Origin of the sequence: Rarobacter faecitabidus (assembly GCF_006716265.1) — a bacterium.
Classification (GTDB): domain Bacteria; phylum Actinomycetota; class Actinomycetes; order Actinomycetales; family Cellulomonadaceae; genus Rarobacter; species Rarobacter faecitabidus.
In genome coordinates this window covers 1707419-1727195 of sequence record NZ_VFOS01000001.1, presented here as the reverse complement: position 1 = coordinate 1727195, position 19777 = coordinate 1707419, and the positions used below count along the sequence as shown (strand labels likewise).

At 65.5% G+C, this 19777-nt stretch carries 12 protein-coding genes and 2 riboswitches; of the genes, 9 read left to right on the top strand and 3 right to left on the bottom strand.

Annotated elements, in window-relative coordinates:
- The first annotated feature begins 432 nt into the window (after positions 1 to 432).
- The 4 genes from FB461_RS07550 to FB461_RS07530 all read left to right on the top strand — a co-directional run bounded on the left by FB461_RS07550 (position 433) and on the right by FB461_RS07530 (position 5003).
- Positions 433 to 1650 carry a cell division protein PerM gene (locus FB461_RS07550; protein ID WP_142120379.1) on the top strand — a complete coding sequence of 406 codons (1218 nt, stop codon included), beginning with the start codon at positions 433 to 435 and terminating at the stop codon, positions 1648 to 1650.
- A gap of 10 nt (positions 1651 to 1660) precedes the next feature.
- Complete coding sequence (gene purN / locus FB461_RS07545; RefSeq protein ID WP_281282068.1) at positions 1661 to 2308, top strand: phosphoribosylglycinamide formyltransferase; 648 nt, start codon at positions 1661 to 1663, stop codon at positions 2306 to 2308.
- Between the two features lie 221 nt (positions 2309 to 2529).
- A riboswitch (ZMP/ZTP riboswitch) is annotated at positions 2530 to 2624 on the top strand.
- Positions 2625 to 2698: 74 nt separating this feature from the next.
- Positions 2699 to 4336: a bifunctional phosphoribosylaminoimidazolecarboxamide formyltransferase/IMP cyclohydrolase gene (purH, locus tag FB461_RS07535; RefSeq protein WP_142120898.1), complete on the top strand. Its 1638-nt coding sequence runs from the start codon at positions 2699 to 2701 to the stop codon at positions 4334 to 4336.
- Between the two features lie 22 nt (positions 4337 to 4358).
- Positions 4359 to 5003, top strand: coding sequence for a hypothetical protein (locus FB461_RS07530; RefSeq protein WP_142120375.1), 645 nt, complete (start codon positions 4359 to 4361; stop codon positions 5001 to 5003).
- A gap of 174 nt (positions 5004 to 5177) precedes the next feature.
- Here FB461_RS07530 and FB461_RS07525 read toward each other — a convergent pair whose 3' ends face one another.
- On the bottom strand, positions 5178 to 6482 hold the full coding sequence (locus tag FB461_RS07525) for an MIP/aquaporin family protein (RefSeq protein WP_142120373.1): 1305 nt from the start codon (positions 6480 to 6482) through the stop codon (positions 5178 to 5180).
- A 187-nt stretch (positions 6483 to 6669) separates the two neighbouring features.
- Here FB461_RS07525 and FB461_RS07520 point away from each other — a divergent pair, with 187 nt between their 5' ends.
- The 3 genes from FB461_RS07520 (at position 6670) to FB461_RS07510 (ending at position 14730) form a co-directional block, all read left to right on the top strand.
- On the top strand, positions 6670 to 7884 hold the full coding sequence (locus FB461_RS07520; RefSeq protein ID WP_142120371.1) for an NADP-dependent isocitrate dehydrogenase: 1215 nt from the start codon (positions 6670 to 6672) through the stop codon (positions 7882 to 7884).
- Positions 7885 to 7932: 48 nt separating this feature from the next.
- Positions 7933 to 8946: a malate dehydrogenase gene (locus FB461_RS07515; protein WP_142120369.1), complete on the top strand. Its 1014-nt coding sequence runs from the start codon at positions 7933 to 7935 to the stop codon at positions 8944 to 8946.
- Between the two features lie 294 nt (positions 8947 to 9240).
- Complete coding sequence (locus FB461_RS07510; RefSeq protein ID WP_142120367.1) at positions 9241 to 14730, top strand: glycoside hydrolase family 3 N-terminal domain-containing protein; 5490 nt, start codon at positions 9241 to 9243, stop codon at positions 14728 to 14730.
- A 619-nt stretch (positions 14731 to 15349) separates the two neighbouring features.
- On the opposite strand, the gene FB461_RS07505 is transcribed toward FB461_RS07510, so the two are convergent.
- Positions 15350 to 16627, bottom strand: coding sequence for an ABC transporter substrate-binding protein (locus FB461_RS07505; protein WP_142120365.1), 1278 nt, complete (start codon positions 16625 to 16627; stop codon positions 15350 to 15352).
- 176 nt (positions 16628 to 16803) lie between these two features.
- Complete coding sequence (gene purU / locus FB461_RS07500; protein WP_142120363.1) at positions 16804 to 17673, bottom strand: formyltetrahydrofolate deformylase; 870 nt, start codon at positions 17671 to 17673, stop codon at positions 16804 to 16806.
- A 107-nt stretch (positions 17674 to 17780) separates the two neighbouring features.
- On the opposite strand from purU, the gene FB461_RS07495 reads away from it, so the two are divergent.
- Together FB461_RS07495 and glyA are read left to right on the top strand one after the other, a co-directional pair.
- Complete coding sequence (locus tag FB461_RS07495; protein ID WP_142120361.1) at positions 17781 to 18290, top strand: GNAT family N-acetyltransferase; 510 nt, start codon at positions 17781 to 17783, stop codon at positions 18288 to 18290.
- A gap of 27 nt (positions 18291 to 18317) precedes the next feature.
- A riboswitch (ZMP/ZTP riboswitch) is annotated at positions 18318 to 18408 on the top strand.
- Between the two features lie 66 nt (positions 18409 to 18474).
- Positions 18475 to 19773, top strand: coding sequence for a serine hydroxymethyltransferase (gene glyA, locus FB461_RS07490; RefSeq protein WP_425466891.1), 1299 nt, complete (start codon positions 18475 to 18477; stop codon positions 19771 to 19773).
- The last annotated feature ends 4 nt before the right edge of the window (positions 19774 to 19777 follow it).

The following is a 19777-nucleotide window of genomic DNA, read 5'->3' as shown; positions in this document are numbered from 1 at the left end:
CGCTTCGCACGGCGGCCCGCTCCGCGCGGACTCCCCGCTCCACGCGAGAACACCGGTTAGGGCTGCTTGACACCCGCAATAGGAGGTGCCGAGCAGCCCTAACCGGTGTCTGCCTGCACCAAGCAGGCATCGTCGGGGCAATCGGAACGACCTCGGCCACGCCTCCGCGGGAACGGTGGCGAAGGGCGGCACGATGTACCTATGCCGCATCGCCCGCAATCTCCCCGCCCGTCTCGGGCGACGACCGCGCGCGGGACGGGCGCTTCTCGGCACCCGAACGGGCAACCGAGGCACGATAAGCAGGCGGCGCGGCGCCCCGAACCTACCCGCCGGCGGCGCGATACCGGTTCGCAAGCCGTGGTGCTCGAACCGGATGAACGCCCTCCCGCATCGACCGCGTCCCGGCGGCGAACGATCGACCAGCAACCTGCCGTGCGTCCGCCCATCCCGGCCTGGATCTCTGGGGCCATCGCGGCGCTGCAGGCCTTCGCCTGGTCGTGGGGCCTGCTCGTAGTTCCCGCGGTGGCTGCCTTCGTCTCTGCTGCGGCTCAGGTCACGACCCAGGACTCATGGCGTTCCGCAGTGGGGGTGGCATCGCGCCTCTGGCTGCTCGGGCACGGCGGAACCGTGACCGTGGACGGGGCAACGATCTCCCTCATTCCGCTGGGGATAGCGCTACTCGCATTTGCGGCCGCATACCTCTCGGCCCGCCGCGCCAGTCGGCACACGCTCACTGCCCTGATCTCGTTTACGATCACGTATTCCCTGATCGCTCAGTTGATCGCCCTCATCATGGGCTCGTTCGGCCCGCGGCTGCTGATTCTGACCGTTATCATCGCGCTGACTGGCGGATACCTGGGCTTTCGGCGTCAATCGGCCGGTGACGCGCTGGTCGTCGCGGCCCCGCACTGGCTCGCGCGCTGGAACCTGCCCGCTCTCCGCGCCGGAGTCGCCGGGGGCGGAGCGTCACTCGCGCTACTACTCGGCATCGCAGCAGTTCTGGTGACTTTGTGGGCCTTTGCCGGACGCGCAGCTGCGAGCGATATCATCGCGTCCCTCGACCCGGACAGCATCGGCGGAATCGTCCTTGGCGGAGCGCAACTGACCTACCTGTTCACGCTGCTCATCTGGGCCGTGGCCTGGCTGACCGGGGTGGGCTTCCACGTGGGGCTGGGCAGCGAGTTCGCGCCCGCTCATGTCGCGCTCGACCCGCTCCCGGCTGTACCGCTCCTTGCAGCGCTGCCTACGGGCGACATGGCCGGTGGCTACACATCGTGGCTGATCTCGCTTGTTTTCGCGGCAGGGATCGTCGGTGGGCTCGTGGTGTGGCGCCGCCTCCGCAGGCTGCATGAGACTGCCGCCGTCCCGTGGCGCGACTGCGCCATTGCCCTCGGCGCCTCGCTTGCCTTCGTCTTCGTAGTCCTGGTCGTCGCGTTCTGGCTGGCGACGGGCAGTATCGGACCGGGGCGGCTGGCCTCGGCCGGCCCCGACGTTCTCGGGGCCGCGCTCAGTGGCTCCCTGCTCATCGCGGCCGGGGCCACGGTCACGGTGACGTTCCTGCATCCGTGGCTGCGTGCTCAGGTGCGGGCGGCTTGGTGGAGCGTGTTCGGACGCTCGGGCAACTCGGAGAATGCGGGCGAACGGCGGTAAGGTGCTTCCCGTGACTAACGAGTTCTCCGGTCCGGCCGGTCAGGAAACCCCGATCCGCGCGGGTGGCCGTGTCGTCGCCCTCATCTCCGGCGCCGGCTCGACGATGGCCGCGGTTCTTAGGGCGCAACAGGACGAGGCCTACGGAGCGCGGATCGTCGCAGTCGTTGCCGACAACACCGGGGCCGGCGGACTGGAACTCGCCCGCGAGCAGGGGATCGCGACCGCGGTCGTGAGCCCTCGCGACTTCGCGTCGCGGGACGAGTGGAACGTCGCGCTCGCGCGGACCGTGGCCTCCTTCGGCCCCGACCTCGTGCTGAGCGCGGGCTTCATGCGAATCCTGGGCGATGGCTTCCTGTCCCGGTTCGGCGGCCGAACCGTCAACACCCATCCCGCGCTGCTGCCCGCGTTTCCCGGCGCGCACGGCGTCCGGGACGCGCTCGACTACGGCGTGAAGGTCACTGGCTGCACCCTCCACGTGGTGGATGAGGGCATGGACACCGGCCCGATCATCGACCAGCGGGTCGTGCGTGTCGAGGACGACGACGACGAATCGAGCTTGCACGACCGGATCAAAGCCACCGAACGGGAACTGCTGGTCGAATGGGTGCCGCGGCTCGCGGTCTCCGGCTTCGCCGTCGATGGTCGCCGCGTTCGCTGAGATAGCTCTTTCCGCGCCTTTGCCGGACGAGGATTTCCGGCACGGTCGCGGACCCCGCCGTGGGCACGGGCGCGGACTCCGCCGTGGGCGTGGGCGCGGACTCCGCCGTGGGCGCGGGCGCGGACTCCGCCGCCGGCGCGGGCACAGCCACGGGCGCCGCCGCGAACGCCGCCACGAACGATGCGGGCGCGTCGTCCGACAGCCGAGAGGCGATAGACTTAGCGGACGCGTGCAACTGGCGTTGGGTGGGGGAACCACCGGGGAGCACGCAATCGATTCCTCTTCGACTGGGGCATGGTCCGCCTGGGTGCCCGGTCACGACTCGTGGTCGCATCGCGCGACCTCCCAGTGCGAATAGCGGGTCATCGAGCTCGCGATCCAAGGAGAATGATGGTGCAGGCGTCCGCCCCCGATATCCAGCTCACCGACGATTCCCGCCGTCCGATACGGCGCGCGCTCATCTCGGTCTACGACAAGACGGGCCTCGCCGACCTGGCTAAGGCGCTTCACGGCGCCGGGGTCGAGATCGTATCCACGGGATCGACCGCGAAGACGATCGCCGATGCGGGAGTCCCGGTGACGTCCGTCGAGCAGGTGACCGGATTTCCCGAATGCCTTGAGGGCAGGGTCAAGACGCTGCACCCCCTCATCCACGCCGGCATCCTGGCGGACACGCGCAAGTCGGATCACATGGCCCAGTTGGCGGACCTCGGAGTCGAGACGTTCGAACTCGTCGCGGTGAACCTGTACCCGTTCACTCAGACCGTTGCAAGCGGTGCAACCCCGGACGAGTGCGTGGAGCAGATCGATATCGGCGGCCCGTCAATGGTTCGCGCTGCCGCGAAGAATCACCCCAGCGTCGCGGTCATCACCGATCCGTCGCAGTACGGGCAGGTCGCAGCGGCGCTCGCGGAGGGCGGCTTCACCTACGCGCAGCGTAAGGCGCTCGCGACCTCGGCCTTCGTCCACACCGCGAACTACGATCTGGCGGTCGCGACCTGGATGGGCACCGTTGTGAGCCCTACCGATGTCGTGGAGCGGGACGGCGAAGCGGTAAGTTCGGGTTTCCCGAGTTGGCGTGGGCAGAGTTTCGAGCGCGCCGATGTGCTGCGTTACGGCGAAAACCCGCATCAGCCGGCCGCGTTGTACGCCACGGTGGGGCAGAGCGGCGGCCTTGCTCACGCCGAGCAACTTCACGGCAAGGCGATGAGCTACAACAACTACGTCGACGCGGATGCCGCCTGGCGCGCGGCGCACGACCACGGTGCCAAACCGACCGTGGCGATCATCAAGCACGCCAACCCCTGCGGAATCGCGGTGGGCGAGAACATCGCGCAGGCGCACGCCCGCGCCCATGCCTGCGATCCCGTTTCGGCATTCGGCGGAGTGATTGCGGCTAACCAGAGCATCACAGCCGACGCGGCACGCCAGATCGCTGAAGTGTTCACCGAGGTTGTCATCGCTCCGGACTTCGAGCCGGAGGCGCTGCGCATCCTCAGTGTGAAGAAGAACATCCGCCTGCTCCGCCTGCGGGACCCCGGATTCGCCGAGCTCGAGACGCGTCCCATCTCCGGTGGGCTACTCGTGCAGAAGGCGGACCGCATCGATGCCACCGGTGACGATCCGGCCAATTGGCGACTCGTCGCCGGCGACGCCGCGGATGATGCCACGCGCGCCGATCTCGTCTTCGCCTGGCGCGCGGTGCGTGCGGTGAAGTCCAACGCGATCCTGCTGGCCAAGGACGGGGCATCGGTCGGCGTGGGCATGGGGCAGGTCAACCGCGTGGACTCGTGCAAGCTCGCGGTCCAGCGCGCGAACGAGCTGGGCCAATCGGCGCGTGCGCAGGGTGCCGTTGCCGCGTCGGACGCGTTCTTCCCATTCGCAGACGGACTGCAGGTTCTGATCGATGCTGGCGTCCGTGCCGTGGTCCAGCCCGGCGGTTCGATCCGCGACGACGAGGTGATCGCGGCCGCCCAGGACGCGGGTGTGACCTTGTACCTCACCGGCACGCGCCATTTCGCGCACTGAGCGGATGGGGAATAGTTGACTCATGAGTGACGGCGAGCGCAGCGATGCGGGGACGGCGGATAGGGCGTCCGCAGGCGCGCGCCCGTGGCCTCGCAGGGCCGGGGAGGACGAGTCCTCCGTCGCGTTCGCGGCGGCCACTGCTGGGGCGCCGTCATCGCCACCGAGGCACGCGACTCATATGGTCGCCTCGGTGGAGTCGGTGGAGTCGGTGGAGTCGGTGGAGTCGGTGGAGTCGGTGGACGCCGGTCACGTCGAGCAGGCGAATGGCCATCAGGCGGACCCGGGCTACGCGCCCGCGCATGCCGTCTCCGTCGACGACGCCGCTCAGGTGAAGGTCGCTAGCGACGCTTTCGAGGACTCTCTGGGAGCCATCGAGGCAGTCCGCCCGCGACCGGGATCGATAGCCTTTCCGCTCGGATCGGGACTCGGGCAGGCGCTGGTCGCGGTGTGCGTCGGACTCGTATGCCTCGCCGCCTGGGCTGCGGGCATCTATACGGCGCTACAGGTGCTTGTGGCCATCTGCCTGGCGTGCGGAGTCCTGCGACTGACGATGCCGGCGAGCAACTTCCCATCTCTCGTCAATCGCGGGCGCGGCTTCGACGTTTCGATGTACCTGGCCTCGGCAGGAGCCATCGAACTGCTGATCCTCTTCGGCCCCGAACTCTAGCCGCCGGCTTCCGAGCTGCACTGGGAGCGCCAGTGGCAGGCCGATACCTCCACCGCTGCCCCGCGGCGAGTGACGGTGGTGCGTGCCTCCTGAGACGATTTGAGGGTGTTCGCCGCGTCCTGCGCAACGAACACCCTCAACGATGGCGTGTCCCGGTGATGAACCGGACTCGACTTACCGTAGGACGGTGTCGCCCTCCGGCTCGTCGTCATCGTTCTCGTCGCCGTTCGCTGCGGTCGTTTCGTCCTCGGCGAGTGCGCTCGCTTCGGCCTCGTCCGCGGAAGCGGTCTCGTTTGTCTTCGAAAGCGTCAGCGGAACATCGACGCTGACGACCTCGTCCACGATGACGTCCTCGAGCACCCACTCTCCGGCCGGGGTCGCTTGATCGCCCGACGCCACGGCGGCCTCGTCCGTGAATTCCGACGTCGGTGCCGTGATCCCCGCCTCGAAGGGCACGAAGTCACCGGAACCCTGGGCCGCAGGGACGATTCCGGCACCGATGAAGGCGTTCGGGGCCGCGAATCCGCGGTAGAACAGCGCCGCGATAGCCCCGCCGAGCAGCGGTGCGACGATGAATACCCAGAGCTGGCCCCACGTCCAGCCACCTGCGAACACGGCGGTGGCGAATGAGCGAGCCGGGTTCAGAGAGCCGTTCGTGAGCGGCATTGCGAGGGCCAGCAGTGCGGCGAGCGAGAGTCCGATGACCACTGGCTGGAACTTGATCTTGGTCCGGGCGTCAGTCACAGCGAGGATGATGCCCACGAACAGCGCGACCGCGACGGTCTCGAGGATGAGCGCGTTAGTCCAGGAGATGTCGAAGGAATCCTTGAAGGTGACCTGGCCGGCCGCGACGGCCTCCTTGATCTGGTCGGCGGTGAAGCCCTGCGCAAGGTATTGCTTGACCTGGTCGGCCGCCGAGCTGTCGAACGCCGGGGAGTGCGCGGCGAAGCCGTTTGCGGCGTTCTGGAAGAGCTCGGCCCGCGAGGTGGAGGAGATGTCCGTCAGCACGTTCACCTGGCGCGGCGTGATAGCCCACAGCACGAGGGTCGCGAAAGATCCGCCGGCGAGCTGCGACACCCAGTAGGGGAGCAGGTCCTTCCAGGAGGCCCGGCCGGCGAGGGTGAGACCGAATGTCACAGCGGGGTTGAAGTGCCCACCCGAGATACTGCCGACGGCGGCGATGCCCGCGATCAGCGCGATGCCGAACGCGAGCGCGACTCCCAGCTGGCCGAAGCCGAGTATCGAGCCGTAGAGCGCGGCGCCGACGCCGACGAAAACGAGAAGGAAGGTGCCGAAGAACTCGGCGCCGATGCGTCCGACAAGTCCGTTACCGATGGCCGCTGGGGCGGGAGGTGCCGGTTCGAAGATCTCGTCCTGCAGGTTAATCGGGCTGTCGTTGTCAAACTCGTCAGCCAGGGCTGCGTCGCCCTGTGCCTGAGTGGTGGCCGGTTCGGTCATGGTGATCCTGTCACTAGTCATTCTCGTGGGATTGGACGCACTTCAGTGCTGTTCCTGTGGGCATCTTCCCACTGATCTCTGGAAATTTCAGGCTCGCCCACCTGGTGAGTGCCTGTGAGCCGAGCTGGCCTGTTCAGAAGTATCTTGACGTCGAGATATCCGGTAGTCTTGAGCCCGCACAACCTCCCCATCGACAGGAGCCTTCCGCATGTCCAAGATCAAGGTCCTCAACCCCGTCGTCGAACTCGACGGCGATGAGATGACTCGTATCATCTGGCAGTTCATCAAGGACCGCCTCATCCATCCGTACCTGGACATCGACCTCAAGTACTACGACCTGTCGGTGGAGAACCGGGACGCAACGGACGACCAGGTTACGATCGATGCCGCCGAGGCCATCAAGAGGTACAACGTCGGCGTCAAGTGCGCGACGATCACCCCGGACGAGGCCCGCGTCGAGGAGTTCGGCCTGAAGAAGATGTGGAAGTCGCCCAACGGAACAATTCGCAACATCCTCGGGGGTGTGGTGTTCCGCGAGCCGATCATCATCTCGAACATCCCGCGCCTGGTACCCGGCTGGACCAAGCCGATTATCATCGGACGACACGCATTCGGCGATCAGTACCGCGCCACCGACTTCGTCGTTCCGACGGAGGGCACCCTCACGGTGACCTTCACGCCGTCGGACGGCTCCGAGCCCATCGAGCACACCGTCTTCAACTACCCGAGCGGTGGTATCGCGCAGGTTCAGTACAACCTGGATCAGTCCATCCGCGACTTCGCTCGCGCGTCGTTCGCCTACGGGCTGCAGCGGTCCTACCCGGTGTACCTCTCGACCAAGAACACGATCCTCAAGGCATACGACGGCCGGTTCAAGGACCTTTTCCAGGAGGTCTTCGACGCCGAGTACAAGGAGCAGTTCGACGCCGCGGGCCTCACCTATGAGCACCGGCTCATCGACGACATGGTTGCGTCGGCGATGAAGTGGGAGGGGGGCTACGTCTGGGCGTGCAAGAACTACGACGGCGACGTGCAGTCGGACACCGTCGCCCAGGGCTTCGGCTCGCTCGGCCTGATGACGTCCGTCCTGATGACGCCGGACGGCAAGACCGTCGAGGCCGAGGCGGCGCACGGGACCGTGACTCGCCACTACCGCCAGCACCAGCAGGGCAAGCCGACCTCCACCAACCCGATCGCCTCGATCTTCGCGTGGACCGGTGGACTGAAGCACCGCGGCAAACTCGACGGGACTCCCGAGGTGACGGAATTCGCTGCCACGCTGGAGGACGTCGTGATTAAGGCGGTGGAATCTGGCAAGATGACGAAGGACTTGGCGCTGCTCGTCGGGCCGGACCAGCCGTGGCAGACCACCGAGGAATTCCTCGCCACGCTGGACGAGGCTCTGGCGGCGCGCCTGGCCTGACAACGTGCCGCAGCGCGGCACCGGAAGCGACGCATCCAGGAGCCAACCGTGACCGTCCGACCAGCAACGACGCTTCGACGCGAGCCAGTTACCATCACGGTCACGGGGGCTGCGGGTCAGATCGGCTACGCCCTGTTGTTCCGCGTGGCCGCGGGTGCCATGTTCGGCCCCGAGGTCCCGGTCAGGCTTCGGCTGCTTGAGGTGCCCGACGCATTGCGGGCGGCGGAAGGCGTGATCCTTGAACTTGAGGATTGCGCCTTTCCGCTGCTTGCCGGCGTCGAGGTCTTCGATGACGCGAATCGCGCCCTCGACGGCGCTTCCGTGGCAGTTCTTGTGGGAGCGCGGCCGAGAACGGCGGGGATGGAGCGATCCGACCTCCTGGCGGCCAATGCTGGAATCTTCGCTCCGCAGGGTCGCGCCATCAACGACCACGCCGCCGAGGACATCCGAGTGGTGGTGGTCGGGAATCCAGCCAACACGAATGCGCTCATCGCGCAGTCGCATGCCCCCGATGTCCCGGCGGCGAGGTTCTCCGCGCTCACCCGCCTCGACCATAACCGTGCCCTCGCTCAGGTGGCGAAGCGAGTTGGCATCGATCCCGGTCACGTGCGCCGCCTTTCGATCTGGGGCAATCACTCCAGCACGCAGTATCCCGACTTGAGCAACGTGACGATTGACGGCGTTGCCGGTCATCCGCGTCTCGCGGATGAAACCTGGATCCGGGACGAGTTCATTCCCCGCGTGGCGGGCCGCGGCGCGGAGATCATCGAGGTGCGCGGCAGATCGTCTGCGGCATCCGCGGCCAATGCCATCATCGATCACGTGCGCGACTGGGCCGGCGGCACCGCACCCGATGACTGGACGAGCGCGGCATTGCTCTCGCGTGGCGAATACGGCGTGCCCGAGGGGATCTTCTGCTCCTTCCCCGTAGTCTCCGCCGGGCAAGACTGGCAGGTCGTGCCTGACCTCGAACTCGACGCCGGTGCACGCAAATCCATCGCTGCATCCGTGGATGAAATCCTCTGGGAGAGGCAAGTGGTGCAGGCGCGCGGCCTGCTGTGACAGTGCCGCTCGGCGGCTGTGTTTATTGCTTGAAGATTCGATTTCATTTGGTTGGAATTGCGCCATGAGAGCGATTACAATACGTTGAGCACGAGTGCTTATTTGAGTTTCACCGACCGGCAAGGATGACGGTGGAGGGCTTGAATATCGTCGGTTTCGGATCAATTGCATGTCAGCGATGACACCAATGACCCTTCCGGCGGCTGCTCGGCGTCCCCTAGTGGTGTGGATGAACGGTGTCGAGTCGGAGATCAACCGGCGGCGCCCTTCGAAATTCAAAGATGGAGAACACGGATGAGTACTAATGCCCACCCTCTGTCGCGAGGACCAGCTTGGTCTCGCCGCGGCCTATCGAGAGGACTCGCGTTCCTCGCAGCGGGAGCCGTCGCCGTCACCGGGCTGGCCGCCCCTGCGCAGGCCGCCCCCGGCGATTCGGGTCTTTCGGATCTCGCACTGTCGGGCACGGCAACCGCGAGCCGCTTCCAGAACAACGGGGACGGTTCCTTCCCTGCGGAGTTGGCCATCGATGGCATCGGCAGCGAACAGCCCTCCACGACCAGTCGTTGGGCAAGCGGTACCGATGACGACACCGATCCCAACGGTACTGGTGGCCCCGTTTGGTTCCAGGTGGATCTCGGTGCAGAAGCCGATCTCGATTCGGTCAGGCTCGACTGGGAGGCATCCGCAGCGAAGGCGTATACCCTCTCCTCCGCAGTATCCGATCCGGAGGAGCCTGAGTCCTGGACCACCCAGGCCACGGTGACCGATGGCATGGGCGGCATCGTCGTCCACGACATCGAGGGAACGCACGCACGTTACCTCCGTCTCGAGATGACCGAACAGATTCCGAACGACTGGGAAATAGAGTGGGGTGACGGTCACACGATCCACTACTACGGGTATTCCCTCTTCTCGTTCGAGGTCTGGGGCGTATCGGACCAGACTCTTGTCGGATTCTCGTCGGCTAGCAGCAATGTCGACGCAGGAACCACGGCCTCCATCCCGGTGCGACTGAGTCAAACCTCCGCGACCGATACGACAGTGCACGTGACCTCAGCCGATGGCACCGCCGTCGCAGGGCAGGACTACACCGCTGTCGATGAGGACGTGACCATTCCCGCGGGTGAAACAACGGTCAACATCGAGAGCGCAATCCCAGCCGATGCGGCAAGCGGGACATTCACTCTCACCTTGTCAAACCCATCCACTCCCACGATTCTTGGCGGTACGGTCACCCACACAGTGAATATCGCAGACGCGCCGCAGCCGCTGCCATCGACAGGTAAGTGGGTCACGTTTGATGACCTGGAAGACGGCTGGCCCGGATTCACCTACGCCGATGGCGATGCGGGTGACTCTGTGACGCTCTCCTCCGTTCCCTCCGACCGGCCTGACGCCGCTGAGGGAAGCAACGCTGTCAGCGCCGACGTGAGCTCGACGAGCTGGTCGGGATTGTTCTGGAACTTTGCCTCGCAGCAAAACTGGAAGGATTACGACGCGCTCGGCCTGTGGTTCAAGGGTTCCGACAGCGGCAAGAACGATCTGTACCTCCAGATCAAGACCGGCCCCTCGGCCGCGGAATCTACCTGGACCACCTACGAATGGCACTTTGCGGACACCGATGAGTGGACGCGACTCGTCTTCGACTTCGATGGCTGGGACAACATTCAGGGAGCGGGTGCGAGTGAGCAACTGCCCTTCAACCCCAAGCAGGTTCGCGGCGTGACGCTGTCCCTGGGCTGGTGGGGCGACCACGTCGCCACCATCGATGATCTCGAACTCCACGAACTCGCGGGTAACATCGAGGACTTCGACACCGACACGGCGGACAACGACATTGTCGACGAGGGCACGATGCCGGGTATCTACCCCTGGGGTGGAGACGAGCCGAGTTACCCCACCATCGCCAAGGTGACGGACGACCGTAGCGGCGACGCTGACGCGACGAACAACGTCCTCGCCGGGACCTACGAGATCACCAGCGGTTCGTGGGGAGGGCTGACGCAGAACTTCTCAGCTCCCCAGGACTGGCGTTTGTACAAGGGCATTCGCTTCTGGTGGTACTCGTCCATGGAAAACAACCCAGCATCGCCAACGGCCGGAAACGATATCAAGTTCGAAATCCGCGCTGGTTCCACAGCTGCGGGCACCTCAACGCTGTTCGACACGTCGTTCAAGGACAACTGGGGCAAGGACGCTCAGGGCAACCCGACGCGCTGGAAGCTCGTAGAGATTCCCTTTAGCGCTATGCGGGTCCGCACTGACTACCAGCAGAACTGGTACAACGGTTCGGGCGTGGAGACGGACGCGACTCCGAACCTTGCCAAAGGTTGGGGTTACTCGGTCACCTTCCCGGCAGGGACTGCTGCCACGGGGTACAAGATCGACAGCATTGAGGCCTACGGCGGCGCGACTAGCGCTGACGACATCGAACTGACGCTGTCACCCGCAGTCACTCTCGTGGACGCTGGTGACGACGCAGTGGTGACGATCGCCGCCACCACGACGGACGGGCAGCCGTTGGCGCAAGACGTTGAGGTGAACTACAACACAGTGGACGGCAGCGCCGTTGAGGGGACTGACTACACCGCAGCGAGCGGCACGGTCACCTTCGAGGCCGGGAGCGAATCGGGTACGACTCAGACATTCACCGTCGAGACGACCGAATCCTCCGCACCCTCCGTTGCCAAGTCCATCAGTGTCCAACTGAACTCGGCCAATGCCTCGGCCTCCGGGGACGGCCGCATCGTCATCAACGCGCACGGCTTCCCGTACCTCAACTCGTCACTCTCGGACGAGGCGCGTGCGAGCGACCTCGTGGGTCGTATGACGAATGAGGAGAAGATCGGACAGATGGCTCAGGCTGAACGCCTGGGTCTGTCGACGAACTCCATCGCCGATCTGTACCTCGGCTCTGTGCTCTCCGGGGGCGGTTCGGTGCCGGAGGACAACACCCCTTCGGGATGGGCCGACATGGTTGACGGCTACCAACGCGAGGCCCTGTCCACGCGTCTGCAAATCCCGCTGATCTACGGCGTCGATGCGGTTCACGGCCACTCGAACGTCGTTGGTGCGACCATCCTGCCGCACAACATCGGACTCGGGGCCACCCGTGATCCGCAGGTCATCGAGGACGGCATGAAGGTCACCGCACAGGAAGTTCGGGCAACCGGAATCCCCTGGACCTTCGCGCCCACGCTGGCCGTCAGCCGCGACGAGCGCTGGGGTCGTAGTTACGAGTCCTTCGGTGAAGACCCTGCACTGGTCAAGACCTACGCAAAGCAGGCGGTCGAGGGCCTCCAGGGAACCGATCCGTCCGATATGAGCGGTGCCAACAAGGTGCTCGCTACGGCGAAGCACTGGGCCGGTGACGGCGGTACGGAGTACGGCACGGGTACCGGATCCTACAAGCTCGACCAGGGCGTCACGAAGGCCTCGTCCCTACAGGAATTCCTCGATCTGCACGCATCCGTCTACGAGCCCGCGCTCAAGGCTGGCGTCGCCTCGATCATGCCGTCCTACTCGGCGGTCCAGATCGGAAGCGGCACACCGGTTCGGATGCACGTCAACAAGGAACTGAACACCGACGTGCTCAAGGGTGACATGGGCTTCAAGGGCTTCCTGATCTCCGACTGGGAGGGCATCGACAAAGTCGCCGGCCTGCCGGTGAACCTGGGGGGCAACGGGAATGCTCCCGGAGCCTACAAGAAGGCCGCGATCGACTCGGTCAACGCTGGTATGGACATGATGATGTCGCCGTACAACTATGCGACCTTCATCGAATCCATCAAGCAGGGTCTCGCGGAGAACCTGGTTGCCCAGACGCGCATCGATGATGCTGTTACGCGCATCCTGACGCAGAAGTTCGCGCTCGGCCTGTTCGAGCAGCCCTTCGCAGAGCGCGACAACGTCGACAACGTGGGCTCGGCGGCAAACCGCAGCGTGGCTCGCGATGCTGCCGCGAAGTCGCAGGTGCTGCTGAAGAACTCCGGTGGTGCGCTGCCGCTGTCCGCCAGCGAGTCGATCTACGTCGCCGGTTCATCGGCCGATAACCTCGGTCGCCAGATGGGTGGTTGGACCATCACCTGGCAGGGCGGATCTGGCGCCACGACGACGGGCACCACGATCGGTCAGGCCATCAAGGCCGTGGGCGGGGACAACGTGACCATCGCATCCAGCAATGCGGTTCCGAGCTCAACGTATGACGTCGGCGTGGTCGTCGTCGGTGAGGACCCGTACGCGGAGGGCGAGGGCGATGTCGGCAACAAGCCGAACATCTCCATGGAACTGAGCGCATCCGACAAGACTGCGATCACCAACGTCGCGCAGAAGGTCGACAAACTCGTGGTCTTGGTCGTCTCCGGACGCACTCAGATCCTGGACTCGGCCCAGTTCAATGGCGTTGACGCGATCGTCGCATCGTGGCTACCTGGTTCAGAGGGCGAGGGCGTCGCCGACGTCCTGTTCGGCACCAAGCCGTTCACCGGTTCACTCCCGGTCACCTGGCCGGCCAGCACCTCCCAACTGCCGATCAATGTTGGCGACGCCACCTACGCGCCCGCCTATCCGTTCGGATGGGGCCTGCGTACCGACACCGCGAAGCAGCGTCTCCAGTCGCTCTCGGGCAAGGTGCCCACCGGCGCGCAGCAACTACTGGATTCGCTGCTTGCCGACAGCAGTCTGTGGGCGCCCTCTGGGGCATTCCAGAACCAGGCGGCGGGCTTGAAGGCGGCGCAGCAACTTGCCGCTCTGCTTGCCGGCGACGAGAACGTCGCTGCCGCCGCCACGGTCGCTTCGATCGCGACGGATGCCGCGGCCAGCGACTATGTGGCGGGTGACGCCAAGGCCTTTGCGCTCGCCCAGCGTCAGATCGTATCGGGAGAACCAGCCCAGGCGATCGTGGCACTGGCAAGCATTGCTGGAACGGTGCTCAACCCGGCGGACTCGGTTCCGTCGGCGAACGCCAACCTGGCGGACCTGAAGGTGAACGGCTCGATCATCGAGGGCTTCAACTCGTCGGTGACGAGTTACTCGATCGAGTTGCCTAAGGGCGCATCGGTGCCGGTCGTCACGGCCACTCCGAGCGAGGTGTCAGCAGTGGTGAGCGTCACCGCGGCCGCAGCCGTTCCGGGTCACACCACCGTCACCGTCACTGCGCCGAACGGTACGGCCACCAAGACCTACACGGTCAACTTCACCGTGAAGGATGGCGGCCCGGATGGTCCGGTGGCGCCGAAGTTCACCAGCCCAGGCAAGGTGACGGTCAACGGGGTCTTCCGATACGGTCGTACGCTGACGGCCAACCTCTCGGGAACCACCCCGTCGGCGGATCTTGTCACCTACGAATGGCTACGCGGCGGTAAGCCGATCTCGGGGGCCACTGGCGCTAAGTACACGCTGACCAAGGTCGATGTCGGCAAGAAGATCAGCGTTCGGGCGACGGCTCACAAGACCGGCTACGTCAAGGCGCAGGCCGTATCGGCTGCCAAGAGTGTTGCCAAGGCCAAGACGACCACGACCCAGAAGGTCAAGGTCAAGGGCAAGAGCGTCACCGTGACAGTGCGCGTCCGGACGGCCGCCACCAGCGCCCCGACGGGCAAAGTCGTCGTGACGGTCGGCAAGAAGAAGAAGACCGTCAAGCTGAAGGCCAAGAAGAAGGGTGTCGTCAAGGTAACCTTCAAGCGGTCCAAGGCCGGCAAGTACAAGGTGACCAGTTCGTATCGGGCCACCAAGGTTCTCGGGAAGTCAAAGGCCAAGAAGGCAGTGACCGCTCGAGTTCGGTGATCCGCTGAACTAGCCGGATTGCCACAGTGGGGGCTATGACCTTTGGGCGGGGTCATAGCCCCCACTGCTATGCGCTACGGCCGTGGCGCGGGACCGCGCACGGATGGCCTCCGTCCGGCGCGCCGAGCGGCCTGGCGAGGGTCGGGCAAGGTCCGTCGGCAATTCCGCAGGCGTGAGTTTCTCGGCCTTGGCAGACGATCCACCCCGGGCGAAGAAATGTCCGCACGCAAGGCCGCGGTGCTGACTTTTACGGCCTTGACGCGGCGCGCTTGGAAACTACCGTCATCCTCGCCAGTTCCGCGGCGCACCCTTGCCTCGTCCTCGGTTCTCGGCCGACGGCCGGTTGCGCCGATCCGGCCGGCTGCTGCGATTCGTCCGTGAGGACGATTGAGCGCTCGGCTGCGCTCGGCTGCGCTCGGCTGCGCTCGGCTGCGCTCGGCCGCGCTCGGCTGCGCTCGGGCCGAGCGGTCCAATGCGGCCTGGCCGGGATTCGACGGCGCGCAGGGGCGGCGAGACCGAGGCTCGCATGCGCGGATAGGTTCGGACTGCACCCGTAACGGGGAACTACGAAGGGGTGGGGTGCGGCCGAATGGCCGCGCCCCACCCCTTCGTCGGCGTGCTACTTGAAAGCGGCCGCGACTGTCGACTGGAATTCCGCCTGGTCGATGCGGCTGGCGAGGAAGTCGCCGAGGGCTGTTGTGATGATTCCCGAGGCGGTGGGCGATGCGGCGGCACCGTGCGCCAGCGAGGCGACGATGGTGTTCTCGGAGAAGTCCTTCAGGGCGCCCTGCTGGTACTCGCTGAACGTCGAGGTGTCCACATCGGTTCGGGCCGGGATGGAGCCCTTTGCCTTGTTGAAGGCGATCTGCCCGGCTGGCGAGGCCACTGCCGTGAGCCACGCCTTGGCGCCGTCCGGGTTGGGGGCTCCCACGGGGAGGGTGAATGCGTCAGCGAGGAAGTCGAAGTCTCCCTCCGTGCCGGGAACCGGGTAGTAGAGGATGTCCGTCCCGAGGGTCACACCCTGGCCCTCGAGTTCCGCGGCAGCCCAGTCGCCCATGATGTTGAAGCCGGCGCTGCCGTCCTGGACCATTCCGAGCGCCTGCTGCCACTCGAGGTCGTTACGGTTCTCGTTCGTGAGCGACATGAGGGTCCGGAAGTTGTCGATGGCGCTACCGACTTCGGCGCTCGTCCAACTCGTCTTACCGTTCCACAGCCCCGAGTACTTGTCGGCGCCTAGATCGGCCAGCAGCGTTGTCTCAAACACCTGCAACTGCGTCCAGGATTGACCGATCGCAAGCGGGGTCTTGCCGATCTTGCGGATCTTGCGCAGCGCCTCGATCCAATCGCGGGTGGTCTTGAACTTCTCCTTCGGGTCGATGCCCGCCGCTTTGAGCACCTCGGGATTCACCCAGACGACGTTGGCGCGGTGAATGTTCGCGGGGATCGAGTAGATCTTGTCATTGACCTTCATGCTGTCCAGCAGGCTTTGGGGGAATGCCTCCTGCAGACCGAGTTCCTCGTAGAGAGAGGTGAGGTCGCGCAACTGGCCGTCCTTCACGTAGTCGGCTGCCTCGGCGCCCGCGTGAAGCTGGAAGCTGTCCGGCGGGTCGAAGATGGCGAGCCGCTCGGCGAGTACTTCGCGGGCATTGGTACCCGCGCCTCCGGCGACGGCGGCGTTGACGAACGTCACGTTCGGTGCCTGCTGAGCCATGACGCCGACGAGCGCGTCGAGACCGGCTTTCTCCGATCCATCGGCCCACCAGGTGAAGACCTCGGCCTCGGTCTTGCTCAGCTCCGCTTGGACCGCTCCGTCGCCACCCGATGAGCATCCGGTCAGCCCTGCGGTGATGGCGAGCGCACTCGCTAGAGCGATAGTCCGTATCACCTTGAGTCGCATGCCTGACCTCCGATGTGTGTGGCTCCGTGGTTCCGCTCGTGGACGCATCGTTGCCTCCACGGGTCATGAACCCAATCCGCTGGCGATTTCCCAGGCTTCCAGCGCAATGATGCTATCACTGTCACTATCGGCCGGGTAAGGGCGCTACCTGAGCGATCCACGCGACTTCTCGACGGTCAGCGGAACACTACGGTGCTACGGCCGTTCAGGAGCACGCGGTGCTCCGCATGCCAGCGCACCGCGCGGGCTAGCACCCGGCGCTCGACATCCTGGCCGAGCGCCACGAGTTGATCCGCGGTACGCGAATGGTCGACGCGTTCGACGTCCTGTTCGATGATGGGGCCCTCGTCCAGATCGCCGGTCACGTAGTGGGATGTCGCGCCGATCAGTTTGACGCCGCGTTGATGCGCCTGGTGGTACGGGCGGGCGCCCTTGAAACTGGGCAGGAATGAGTGATGGATGTTGATCACGCGGCCCCTGAGCTCGGCGCATAGTTCGTCCGACAGGATCTGCATGTAGCGGGCCAGCACCACGAGTTCGACGTCGAGAGCGTTCACGAGTTCCACGAGTTTGCGTTCGGCCTCGTCCTTTGTATCCGCTGACACTGGAATGTGAATGAACGGGATGTCGTAGAACTCGGCGAGCGCACGTAGATCCGTGTGGTTCGAGACGATGGCCGCGACATCGATTGGCAGATCGCCCGCGCGCTGGCGGAACAACAGATCGTTGAGGCAGTGGGCGGCCTTCGAGACCATGATGATCGTGCGCACGCGCCGATCCGCTGCGTCGAGTCGCCAGGACAGCTCGAATTCATCGGCCACGGGCGTCAGGGAAGTGGCGATCAGGTTCGCATCCGAGTCGCTCTCCACCTCAACGCGCATGAAGAAGGTGTTGGTGAGGGGATCGCCAAACTGCTGCGACTCCGTAATGTTGCCGCCACTGGCCGCGAGGACCCCCGTGACGGCGTGCACGATTCCGGGTCGGTCGGGGCAGGAAAGCGTGAGGACCCACTTGTCTTTGGTCGGCTCTTTGGTTGGCGTAGGCACAAGACAAGGTTAGCCGCCCGGCGTTGCCGGTCCTAGGCGGCCGCGCGCTGGTTGCCTCGCGGACGTCATAGATGCATCCATGCCCGTGATGATGCGACGATATATCCATGAGCGAACCCAGAGTCGAGTCGGTCGAGATCAACATTGAACCCGTTGAGGTTGCCCAGGCGGGTGAACTACTCACCCTGCGCCGCGCCGCCTTCGTGACGGAGGCGCAGGCATACGGGGATCCGAACATCCCGCCGCTCACGCAGACTTTGGACGAGTTGCGCGCCGACCTCGCGCGGACCGACGTCGTGACGCTCGGGGCTTGGCTGGGGCACCGCCTCGTGGGCTCTGTGCGCGTCGAGTTCGAGGGCGACAAGGCCACGCTCGGCCGCCTGGCAGTGGCTCCGGACCAGCAAGGACGAGGTGTTGGTACGCAACTGATGTTCGCGATCCTGCCCCACCTGCCCGAGCAGACCACGGAGATCTGGGTGTTCACCGGCAAGGACTCGAAGGAGAACATCGCGGACCTCGACCCCGATCACGCCTACGAGGATCAGCACGACGCCACCACGGGCAAGCTGACCTACGCGTACCTGCGTAAGATTCTCGCCGCCCAGGGCAAGGACTGACCGCGGCCCGCCATCTGTCGTAGCATTGTTAACGGTCGCAACTGGCGCATGAGGTGGATCACCACCGGGGAGCGACTTCGCAAGTGTCAATCGTAGGTCGTTCGCCTGGGCCAACGGTTACGTGTCAGACCAACCCGTCTCATGACCGTGGTTTCCCACGAGAAGACTAATGCGAGGAGATATCGTGAGCGCTAACAATGACTCTGCCCGCGTCCTGAACGAGAACATCGCGGACCTCGACCCCGAGATCGCGGCCGTCCTGGACGGCGAACTCGGCCGCCAGCGCGGCACCCTGGAAATGATCGCGTCGGAGAACTTCGTCCCCCGCGCCGTGCTGCAGGCCCAGGGCTCCGTCCTGACGAACAAGTACGCCGAGGGCTACCCGGGCCGACGCTACTACGGCGGCTGCGAGCAGGTGGACATCGCCGAGGACCTCGCGATCGAACGCGCGAAGTCGCTGTTCGGCGCTCAGTTCGCGAACGTCCAGCCCCACTCCGGCGCCACGGCCAACGCCTCGGTGCTGCACGCCATCGCTCGCCCGGGCGACACCCTGCTGGGCCTCGCTCTCGATCAGGGCGGCCACCTGACGCACGGGATGAAGATCAACTTCTCGGGCCGCCTATACGACATCGTCGCCTACGGCGTCGACCCGGAGACCTCGCTCATCGACATGGACGAGGTCCGCCGCCTCGCGCTCGAGCACAAACCCAAGGTGATCATCGCCGGTTGGTCCGCCTACCCGCGCCAGATCGACTTCGCCAAGTTCCGTGAGATCGCGGACGAGGTCGGCGCCTACCTCTGGGTCGACATGGCCCACTTCGCGGGACTCGTTGCGGCCGGCCTGCACCCGAGCCCGGTGCCGCACGCCCACGTCGTATCCTCGACCGCGCACAAGACGCTGGGCGGCCCGCGCTCCGGCTTCATCCTGACCAATGACGCGGACCTGGCCAAGAAGATCAACTCGGCGGTGTTCCCGGGCCAGCAGGGCGGTCCGCTCATGCACGTGGTCGCGGCCAAGGCCGTGGCGTTCAAGCTCGCGGCCACCGACGAATTCCGCGACCGCCAGCAGCGCACGCTCGATGGTGCCAAGATCGTCGCCGAGCGACTCGTCCAGGCGGATGTCGCCGATGCTGGGGTCGCCGTGCGATCGGGGGGTACGGACGTGCACCTCGTCCTGGTCGACCTGCGGGACGCCGCTATCGATGGCAAGCAGGCCGAGGACCTGCTGCACGAGGTCGGCATCACCGTGAACCGCAACGCGGTCCCGAACGACCCGCGCTCCCCGATGGTCACCTCCGGCCTTCGGATCGGCACGTCGGCCCTTGCCACGCGCGGTTTCGGTGCCGAGGAGTTCACCGAGGTCGCCGACATCATCGCGATCGCCCTGAGCGCTGGCGAGAACGCCGACATCGCCGCGCTGCGTGCGCGCACGGAGGCGCTGTCGGACAAGTTCCCGCTGTACCCCGACCTGCAGCAGTACTGAGCCC